Raw genomic sequence first — 6,961 nt, 5'->3', positions numbered from 1 at the left:
AGTTCGTATAAGCGTAACCAGTATTGAAATTGTGCCTTTGTAATATGCATCTGTTTTGCATATTCTGCTTGAGAAATTATTTTCGGATTAAATCCTTGAACGAGCGTTAACCTTAAATCCTTCGTAAATTTTGTCATACAAAAAACTGCACCTCCAATTGTTAGACTGTGTCTAACAATTGGGGTGCAGTTCAAAGCAGTCAGCTTTTTATATATTACATTCTAGTATTTGCCGGGCAGTAATGCCCCCATCTAAAAATTCAGCAAAAGCAAGGAAGTAGGTGAGGGATCAACTTTCCGGAAAAGCCCGATTGGTTCCAAAAGACATATTCTTTCCTTTACGTTGACATTAAAAATATTACCAATTTTTTCTTTTACAATGGCAACAAATAAAGAAACATTTACAACGACACTTATTTCGTTTAGAACTCCAATCATCATCACGATGACACTTTTCTTTAGATTTCCACCAATCATCATTACAATGTTTTTCCTGAGAACTCCAATCGTCATCACAATGACACTTTTCTTTAGATTTCCACCAATCATCATTACAATGCTTTTTCTGAGAACTCCAGCAATCATTTTTCCAGGACATTTATTTCTACCTCCTTTCAATAGTGTTCATATTATTCTATGTTTTAATAAAAAAATGGCTTGTTTATTAACCTACTATTTTATCTTTATATGATAGAGTGTCTTCTACTCGATATAGAATTCATACAAACTATGCTAATTTTTAAGAGAAAGTGGAGAGAACTACTACTAGTTATGGTATTTTTCAATAAACACTTGTTGAAGAAAATGTTCTGATTACAAATAATATCTTATTTTCGAGTACGCTTTTTAAATGTATATTTCACAATGAAAAATGGGAAATCCACAAATAAAGTCTATGTATATGTGAGTTAATGGGGAAATTTAGTGTGTTTTTAAGGGGCGTCTTATTTAAAAGAAAAAAGGTTTGTTTTAGAAAGTGGTGTCTAAACATTAAATGGAGTAGGACTAAATTCACGGCCGCTCATTAAAAAGCTTTTAATTAGGAGAAGTCTGTTTTTATAATGAATAATGAAAAGAAAGTTTGGTACAATTGTTTGTTTTTTTCTTTTTATGTGTTTGCCTCGTACCCTTTTAAGCTAGTGGACATACTTTACTAATAGAAAGGATTAGGGGGTGAGGTATTGGGTTCTCGATTTAATAATTGTAAAAAGAAGTGTACATGTAAACAAGATGATTGTTGGGAAGTATTCGAAGAGTGTAAAAAAGAACAGCATGAGAAATGTGATAATTCTTGTGTACAAGGAATTAGAGATGAACTTAAGAAATTAATTAATCGAACAGTTCAAATTAATACAGAGGGACGTACTTATGTAGGTACTGTTTCGTCTGTAAGTTGTGATGTAGTTAGGCTTGCGGCTATTCCTGGATCGGTTGGAGTAATTATTTCCATTTGCAAAATTGAAGCAATTTTCCCACCGGTTACAACGGTTACTGCTGACTTTGATTTTAATGGTATTGATGTAGCAAACAAAGCATAATTATGCTACTTTTTTGTAAAGCCATTCACATGAATGGCTTTATTTTAATTTTATATAAAAGGAGAATATATTCTTTATATAGAAATAAGTTTGAGGTTATAAAGCATGATGTACGAAAGGAGCAAGGAAGTGATTAAACTAGAAAGCTTTAAGAAATCTGATTTTAAACAATTAATAAATTGGATTAATTCCGAAGAATTTCTAATACAATGGTCAGGAAATGCATTCACATTTCCTTTAGATGAACAGCAATTAGAGAAGTATATAGAAAGTGCAAATACACTCGCTTTCAAAGTGGTAGATGAAGAGACTTCAGACGTTATTGGACATATTTCGCTTGGCCAAATAGATAATATTAATAAGTCCGCTAGAATTGGAAAAGTATTAGTTGGTAATACGAAGATGAGAGGACGTTCTATAGGAAAACATATGATGAAAGCAGTACTTCATATTGCTTTTGACGAATTAAAACTACATAGAGTAACTCTTGGTGTGTATGATTTTAATACATCGGCCATTTCATGTTACGAAAAAATAGGGTTTGTAAAAGAAGGCTTATTAAGAGAGTCAAAAAGAGTAGGAGAAACGTATTGGAATTTATGGGAAATGAGTATGTTAGAATATGAATGGAAGAAGTAGCAACGATAGTAATTTATAATTATATTATGTTAATAAAGGGGTTTGGTGGGTATAGTGGATAATAAAACAAAAATAATTTCAATTGCAGCTGTTTCGGGGGGAGGTAAAACTACAATTACAGAAAGATTAAAGCATAAGTTTAAAAACTCAAAAGCTCTATATTTTGATAGTTATACATTTGATAACTCTCCTGCTGATATTTGTAAATGGATTGATGATGGGGCGAATTACGACGAGTGGGTATTAACACCATTAATTCATGATATTGAGCAACTTATACAAAATAATACCTTAGACTATATTATTGTAGATTATCCTTTTGCATACTTAAATAGTGAGATGCGAAAATTCATTGATGTAACTATATTTATTGATACGCCTTTAGATATTGCGATGGCTAGAAGGATTTTGCGAGATTTTAAGGAAGGTACAATAGATGAAATACATAATGATTTGGAACATTACATGACATATGCGAGAAAAGCTTATTTAGAGGCAATTCATACTGTTAAGCCGAATTCAGATATCATATTGGATGGTTCTTTATCTGTAAGTGAAATAATTAATCACGCTGTAGAGGAACTTGGCCGAAGAGAAGTGATTGTCAATGGTTAAATGTATAACAGATGCTGTTAGGTGGATAATTGAAGTAAGAGAGATAAATGTGTACACTTTATTTCAATATAATTGGCAAGTAAGAGATGATTGGTTTAAGTGGTGTGAACAACTTTCAGAGGAAGATTTACTTTGCAAACTGGGGGTATGTTAGAAACATTATTTCATATTGTAGATGTAGAGTATAGTTGGATTAGTGCTCTTCAAGGATAAGAAGATAGAGAACCGCAATTTAAAGATTATCAATCAATTCAAAAAGTGAAAGCGTTATCTGATTTATATAAACGAGAACTTGAAGTTTTTTTTGCAGTCATGATCATCTAGCCTAGAATGCTAGCACACTTAAAATAAGCCGTATAAAAAGTTAATCATTGTGTGCTTTGATTATATAACGTCGGCGAAATAAATAGTGTGAGGGACAGCTATTCTAACAAGTATTTTATGTAACGTTCGTATATTTAAATTTTCTTGTAATTAATCGAATTCTAATTTTTTAGAAACGGATAATGAGGTATGGGTGGAGCTCTTTTTTATTGAATAAAATGGGTTAATTTTTCGGATTTTCATTACAATATAAAAATTAAAATTTTGTTAGTTGTTAAAAAAATAGAAAAAGAGGGCTAATGCCCGCTTTTTCTTTTAATTTGGTAATTAATCACAGATTGGTATCCCAAGCACTCTTAGAGCTAATGCTACTTGAAGGGAAATCTCTAATCTAGCAATTTCAATACCAGCTACTGAAAGAACTAAAAAAGGTTGTCCGTTTACAAATACAACACAACTATCCATAGTTAAGCCTCCTTTCTAGTAATCTACTATAGTATATGAGTAGAACTTCAAAGTGTAATAGTTCAATTGTTGGATTTAATAGAATTAATAGATTAACCCATTTAAACTAAACAAACGAATACAACGAAAGGAAACAGAGATGGATGTATGTCTCAAAAAATATAGGTTTTAAGACATGTAATGGGATATGAAATTCATCATATTGGTCAGTTATCTATATGGGCGAGAGAGTTAAACTTGCAACTAGTTTCAGCAAATTTGATTGGAAGAGGATGATAGAATTAAAAACCGACTTGCATCTCAAGCGCAAGTCGGTTTTATATATATAAGAAGATTTCTTAATTGAAATCCTCGGATTTTTTCTGACGTATATGTAAAAACATTAAGGTGGTAATGATTAAAAAAATCATTATAGTTTGTATAATTAAATTTTTAAACTGAAGCAATATTGTCCAAGATGTAAGGGCGTCTTTAAAAGCTTGGAGTGCAGAGTACGAGGAAGGATCAAAACCATACTGGAGCAACTTTTTTGTTTCAATAAATGAAATGTTTTCTTCATCTGCATCTAATATTACTGAAATTAGTCTAGTATCTCTAAGTTTTGCTGTACTGACAAAACTATAATTACCGTTAGTTGAAAAACTAGTTTGTAAGCCATCAACACCTTGAAGTTTAATGTTTTCATTAAGGGAATATATCATTTTATTCGTATTGAAAACCTGGGAATCTTTGAAGGTAAATTGGTAAGAGGTTAGTTTCGTAATATTCAATACATCTGGAAAATCTTTTACTAATCGTGCTGCTAGTTTAGCTGCGTCTATCGCTGTTGTAGTTGATTGTTTATTTGTATTATTATTAATTCCAGTAGAGTTTAGAAATGGAGATGGTTGTAATAACTTTAGTTCTTTTGCTTTTTTATTCATTAATACTGTAAAGTTATCTTCATTTCCAGCAATGTGTTCTGCTAGAGCGAGTGCAGAACGATTATTCCCTGCCAGTAGCAATGCATGAAGTAAATCACGAACCGTTGTTTTATCATTCGATGTTACTTGTATAGGGCTTGTTTCTACTCGGAAAACTTCGTTACTTATTTGTACGAAGTCATCTAACTGTATCTTTTTATCATTTAGTTGCTCCAATACGATATATTCTGTCATTAATTTAGATAAAGCAGCTGATTGTACTGGGGTTTCTTCATTTTTTTTATAAACAATTTCACCTGAATTAGCATTTATTAAAATAGCTGATTTAGCTTGAATAATCGGACCATTTACATAAAGATAAAAATATAAAACGATAAGTGCAGTAATAAAAAAAGATAATAATAAAATAGCGAATTTCTTTAAGAATTGCATAAGCGATCCTCCTATTATGACATCAATAATAGTATTGTAAAAAGGAATGCTTAATTAGGAAGAAAGAAAAGGTAAAGAATTTCTAAAGAATTATAAAGGATTATTAAATTTAGGGTAATTATGGAAAAAGTTCAATTTCTTATATGGTAAGAAATTGAACTTTTTATTTGTAATATTAACATTTGTATGGGAGTAGTTTTACAGTGAATGTTGTTTTTTCGTCATCACTATATACTTCAATTGTTCCTTTATGCAATTCGACTATACTTTTTGCAATTGCTAATCCAAGTCCAGATCCACCAGTGTTTGTAGAGCGAGATTTCTCAACGCGATAAAAACGTTCAAAAATATGAGGTAAATCCGTACTAGGAATAGGTTGTCCGTAATTTGTTATATCAATTGTAATCATATTATTACTTTCATAAGCAGTAAGGTCAATATAGCGACCTTCGCTTCCATAAGCGATAGCGTTTATAATAAGATTTTCAAACACACGCACTAATTTGTCACCATCAGCTAATACCATGAGCTTTTGAGACGGGAAAGAAGGCCGACATTCTATATTAGCTTCTTGAACCTGTATGCGGAATTGAACAGTTAATTGTCCAAGTAACTCTACAATATCAATAGGAACAGAATACAAGCTTAATTCTTTATTTTGAACACGTGTATATTCGAACAAGTCATTCATTAATGCATTAAGACGAGTTACTTTATCGTAAATGACTTGAATATAGTATCGCAATTCCACTTCATCTCTATAATTATCATGATGGATTAAATTTACGTATCCAACTATAGAAGTAAGGGGAGTGCGTAAGTCATGTGATACATTTGTAATAAGTTCACTTTTTGCTTGTTCCGCTTGTCTTTCTTCATCAATTGAGACTTTTAATTGTTCAACAATTTCATTGACCCCGATTGCTAATTCTTCTAGATAATTATGATTTACAATAGAAACTTTATGATTGAAGTTTCCATTTGCAATATAACGAATTTCTTCTATCATTTTTTTTATACAAGTTTCATAATAAAGTTTTTTCTCGTGACGATAAAAAATGTAAAGATAGGATGAAAAAATAGAAAATAAAAACAAATAAGATACAATCATCATCCATAAAGACTCTTTAATCCCTTTATACTTTTCATAACCAAAAATTCGAATGAATTCTTTACCGAGTTCGGTTAGAGTAAGTGAACTTTCAATTACACTCGTAACGAGGCGATAAATAATTAGTTCAGTAATAGGAGTGAGTGTGATAGCTAATAAAAGCCAAAAAATAAGTTTCCATTTAGGAATATCTTTTAATATATCAAATGCTTCATTTCTCAATTTTATAGCCAACTCCCCAAACAGTATGAATAAATTTTTCTCCATTTATTACTGTTTCAAGTTTATCTCGTAAGTTGCTAATATGGACCATTACCGTCTTATTTGAACCATAACCATCTTCATTCCAAACGCGTTCGAAAATTTCTTCTGAACTAAATACTCTTCCTGTATTACTCGCAAGTAAATATAAAATATCGAATTCAATAGAGGTTAGTTTAATGTACTCTCCATTTACTTTAACTGTATGATTATGTTTGTGTATTTCAACAGAGCGAATACGAATAATACCATCTTCATTCTTTTGCGAAGTAGCATTTTGGAAAGAGGATCTTCGTAATAAAGCTTTCACTCTAGCTACTAATTCTAATGGATTGAATGGTTTGATCATATAATCATCAGCACCTGTCATAAGGCCTAATATTTTATCCATATCTTCTGCTTTTGCACTAAGCATTAGAATTGGTACAGTATTATTTTCACGCACTTCCTGACAAACTTCTAATCCGTTTCGTTTTGGCATCATAATATCCAAAATCATAAGGTCAACTTCATATGTAGAAACCTTTTGCAATGCTTCATCGCCATCATAAGCTTTATAAATGTTATAGCCTTCATTTCGCAAATAAACAGCAAGTAATTCAACAATTTCTTTATCATCATCAATAATTAATATATTTTTATTCATTGTGTAGT

At 31.0% G+C, this 6,961-nt stretch carries 8 protein-coding genes and 3 pseudogenes; 5 read left to right on the top strand and 6 right to left on the bottom strand.

The features are described 5' to 3' along the window. Both ACTFSL_RS06350 and ACTFSL_RS06345 read right to left on the bottom strand, forming a co-directional pair. A pseudogene (locus tag ACTFSL_RS06350) lies at nt 1–137 on the bottom strand (IS3 family transposase); the annotation flags it as partial. A 114-nt stretch (nt 138–251) separates the two neighbouring features. After that, nucleotides 252–617, bottom strand: coding sequence for a hypothetical protein (locus ACTFSL_RS06345; protein WP_440041377.1), 366 nt, complete (start codon nt 615–617; stop codon nt 252–254). A gap of 563 nt (nt 618–1,180) precedes the next feature. Here ACTFSL_RS06345 and ACTFSL_RS06340 point away from each other — a divergent pair. From ACTFSL_RS06340 to ACTFSL_RS06325, 4 genes and pseudogenes are all read left to right on the top strand, one after another. Next, nucleotides 1,181–1,537 carry a hypothetical protein gene (locus ACTFSL_RS06340; RefSeq protein WP_000535577.1) on the top strand — a complete coding sequence of 119 codons (357 nt, stop codon included), beginning with the start codon at nt 1,181–1,183 and terminating at the stop codon, nt 1,535–1,537. Between the two features lie 105 nt (nt 1,538–1,642). Then, nucleotides 1,643–2,176, top strand: a complete 534-nt coding sequence (locus tag ACTFSL_RS06335) for a GNAT family N-acetyltransferase (protein ID WP_000990082.1) — start codon at nt 1,643–1,645, stop codon at nt 2,174–2,176. 45 nt (nt 2,177–2,221) lie between these two features. Next, nucleotides 2,222–2,791, top strand: a complete 570-nt coding sequence (locus ACTFSL_RS06330) for an AAA family ATPase (RefSeq protein WP_000513268.1) — start codon at nt 2,222–2,224, stop codon at nt 2,789–2,791. Between the two features lie 49 nt (nt 2,792–2,840). After that, nucleotides 2,841–3,103, top strand: a pseudogene (locus ACTFSL_RS06325) (DinB family protein); the annotation flags it as partial. 339 nt (nt 3,104–3,442) lie between these two features. On the opposite strand, the gene ACTFSL_RS06320 reads toward ACTFSL_RS06325, so the two are convergent. After that, entirely contained in the window at nt 3,443–3,580 is a 138-nt protein-coding gene (locus ACTFSL_RS06320; protein WP_000376554.1) for a DUF3956 domain-containing protein, read from the bottom strand. A 165-nt stretch (nt 3,581–3,745) separates the two neighbouring features. Between ACTFSL_RS06320 and ACTFSL_RS06315 the strand changes: the two are divergent. Continuing rightward, nucleotides 3,746–3,856: pseudogene (locus ACTFSL_RS06315) on the top strand (DinB family protein); the annotation flags it as partial. Between the two features lie 62 nt (nt 3,857–3,918). Here ACTFSL_RS06315 and ACTFSL_RS06310 read toward each other — a convergent pair. From ACTFSL_RS06310 to ACTFSL_RS06300, 3 genes are all read right to left on the bottom strand, one after another. After that, complete coding sequence (locus tag ACTFSL_RS06310; RefSeq protein WP_078421590.1) at nt 3,919–4,935, bottom strand: D-alanyl-D-alanine carboxypeptidase family protein; 1,017 nt, start codon at nt 4,933–4,935, stop codon at nt 3,919–3,921. Between the two features lie 175 nt (nt 4,936–5,110). Further along, nucleotides 5,111–6,268 carry a sensor histidine kinase gene (locus tag ACTFSL_RS06305; protein ID WP_001243312.1) on the bottom strand — a complete coding sequence of 386 codons (1,158 nt, stop codon included), beginning with the start codon at nt 6,266–6,268 and terminating at the stop codon, nt 5,111–5,113. After that, a complete protein-coding gene (locus tag ACTFSL_RS06300; RefSeq protein ID WP_001038807.1) occupies nt 6,258–6,953 on the bottom strand; it encodes a response regulator transcription factor in 696 nt (231 codons plus the stop codon). The genes ACTFSL_RS06305 and ACTFSL_RS06300 overlap by 11 nt, the downstream gene beginning before the upstream one ends. Nucleotides 6,954–6,961: the final 8 nt, after the last annotated feature.

The sequence above is a fragment of the Bacillus cereus group sp. MYBK108-1 genome (assembly GCF_051917185.1).
GTDB classification, from domain to species: Bacteria; Bacillota; Bacilli; order Bacillales; family Bacillaceae_G; genus Bacillus_A; species Bacillus_A cereus.
Note: the sequence above shows the minus strand (reverse complement) of the source record. Positions and strands in the feature narration are given on the sequence as shown.

What these genes read in the sequence shown, in the direction of transcription:
- ACTFSL_RS06335 (WP_000990082.1), top strand. Translation starts at nt 1,643, where the DNA reads ATGATGTACGAAAGGAGCAAGGAAGTGATTAAACTAGAAAGCTTTAAG.
- ACTFSL_RS06320 (WP_000376554.1), bottom strand. Translation starts at nt 3,580, where the DNA reads ATGGATAGTTGTGTTGTATTTGTAAACGGACAACCTTTTTTAGTTCTT.
- ACTFSL_RS06310 (WP_078421590.1), bottom strand. Translation starts at nt 4,935, where the DNA reads ATGCAATTCTTAAAGAAATTCGCTATTTTATTATTATCTTTTTTTATT.
- ACTFSL_RS06300 (WP_001038807.1), bottom strand. Translation starts at nt 6,953, where the DNA reads ATGAATAAAAATATATTAATTATTGATGATGATAAAGAAATTGTTGAA.